Annotated in this window: 2 protein-coding genes; one reads left to right on the top strand and one right to left on the bottom strand. The window is 47.4% G+C overall.

Annotated features, from left to right (window positions below; all coding sequences use genetic code 11):
* The coding region (locus tag AC4E7D_RS08560) for a Crp/Fnr family transcriptional regulator (RefSeq protein WP_490173389.1) at nucleotides 1-687 on the bottom strand (687 nt) is incomplete at its 3' end.
* A 111-nt stretch (nucleotides 688-798) separates the two neighbouring features.
* Here AC4E7D_RS08560 and AC4E7D_RS08555 point away from each other — a divergent pair.
* On the top strand, nucleotides 799-2351 hold a 1553-nt coding region (locus AC4E7D_RS08555; protein ID WP_490173388.1), incomplete at its 3' end, for a heavy metal translocating P-type ATPase.

Below are 2351 nucleotides of genomic sequence, written 5' to 3'. Positions count from 1 at the left end.
GTCTGCAAGATCCTGCAATCCTTTTAGGTCGGCAATGCCTAACTTTTTGCCTGAACTTTTTAAATAGCCCTTCTTTTTGAATTCCGAAATGATCCGGATACAGGATTCGGTAGCGGTACCCACCACGTTGGCAATATCTTCACGGGAAAGTGTAAGGCTCAAATACCCTTCCTCGTCTTCTCCGTAATTGTTTCTCAGGTAAAGGAAGGCCTCTGCGATACGTTGCTTCACTGTTTTCTGGGACATGTTTACAATAACGTCGTCCGCTTCCTTTAAATCGTGGGCCATGTGGCGCAAGACCTCGTAGGTAAAATCTGTATTGGTGTGCAGTGTATTAACTATGGCCTCTTTGGGAATAAAACATACCTCCATGTCATTGACGGCTACGGCACTGAGGTTGGCACTTTCTTCCACAATGACCGAACGCTGGCCCATCACCTCGCCCTTGGTGGCCAACTTTACGATCTGGTCTTTTCCGTTGGCGCTCAGCTTGGAAAGTTTGGACACCCCATTTCTGACGCAAAATACCCCATTCAGCTTTTCTCCTTCCTCAAATAGGGCTTCCCCTTTTTTAAAGGTTTTGGTGGTCTTGGTATCAGCAACCCTTTTCAATTCCTCCTTGGTCATGGCCCGGAGGGAGTTGAACTGGCGGATAATGCAGTTTTCGCATCGTTTTTTGTGATCCATCTATTGATCTTTTCCAGTACGGATGATAAAATTATTGAAAAGCTGACAAATATCATATAAAATCCGTTGAAATTCGGAGACTTTTGGACCCGGGTATAAGCAAATGTTTCTATGGATAAGGTAAAATGTTACCACTGCGGGGATCCCTGCGGTAGCACTAAAGTCCTTTTTGATGATAAAACCTTTTGTTGCAATGGGTGCAAAACTGTATATGAGATTTTCTCTGATCACGATCTATCCTATTATTATGACCTACAACAGGCTGCTGGTACTACTCCGGCAGAAATCGAGGGCAAGTACGATTTTCTCGATAATCCTGCTATTGCTGAAAAGCTGATCGAATTCCAGGATGGGCACCTCGCCATCATCAACCTTTACATACCCAATATACATTGCAGCTCCTGTATATGGGTGCTGGAGAATATGAATAAGCTCAATACAGCTGTTCTCAATTCCCAGGTTAATTTCCCAAAGAAAACGATACGGATCACGTACAAACGGGACACCCTCTCCCTTAAAGATCTCGTGGTCCTCCTCTCCAGGATCGGTTATGAACCTTACTTATCCCTGGACGACCTGGGCAAGGACGCCCAGGTACGGGACAGGAGCCTTGTCTACAAACTGGGTGTGGCCGGTTTTGCGTTCGGAAATGTCATGTTCCTGTCTTTCCCTGAGTACTTTGATATACAGGGGGCGCAAGCTCCGGATTTCTGGCTGAACGAATACAAGACATTTTTCCGTTGGCTGATGTTTGCCTTTTCTCTACCCGTGGTATTTTATGCGGGACAGGATTACCTCACATCGGCCTTCAAAGGACTGCGGTCGCGTATGCTCAATATTGATGTTCCCATAGCCCTGGGAATTATAGCACTGTTCAGCAGAAGTACCCTGGACATTATCCTGGACCATGGACCTGGATTTTTTGACAGCTTAACGGGATTGATCTTCTTCCTGCTGCTGGGTAAATTTTTCCAGCAAAAGACCTATGCCTTCCTATCCTTTGAGCGGGACTACAAGTCTTATTTCCCCATCGCCGTAACCCGATTATTGTCGGGTGGCAAGGAAGAAAGCGTGCAGGTATACCAGATACAAAAGGGTGACCGGCTGCTGATCCGCAACCAGGAACTCATTCCCGTGGATGGGATCCTCATCAGTCCTAAAACGCATATCGACTACAGTTTTGTGACCGGGGAATCTGCTCCCGTTTCCAAAACCTCCGGTGATAAAATTTACGCCGGGGGAAAACAGGTGTCAGGGGCCATTGAAATGGATGTGCTCAAACCGGTTTCCCAAAGCTACCTCACACAGCTGTGGAGCAACGCCGCCTTTGAAAACAGTACTGTTTCCGGGTTTAAAACCCTCACGGACCGGATTGGAAAACGCTTTACCGTTGCTGTGCTGACCATTGCCTCCCTGGCAACAGCTTACTGGCTTGTGGCAGACCCCTCCCTGGCCCTCAATGTATTCACGGCCGTCCTCATCATCGCCTGTCCGTGTGCCATAGCCCTTGCCGCACCATTCACCCTGGGGAACATGCTGCGCATCTTTGGAAACAAGAAATTCTATCTGAAGGATACGGAGGCCATTGAACAGCTGGCCAAGATCAACACAGCCATCTTCGACAAGACGGGTACGCTTACCAAAGCAGAAAAAGAACAGGTTTC

This window comes from Lentiprolixibacter sp. (genome assembly GCF_982873095.1).
This window is presented reverse-complemented; position numbering and strand designations above follow the sequence as displayed.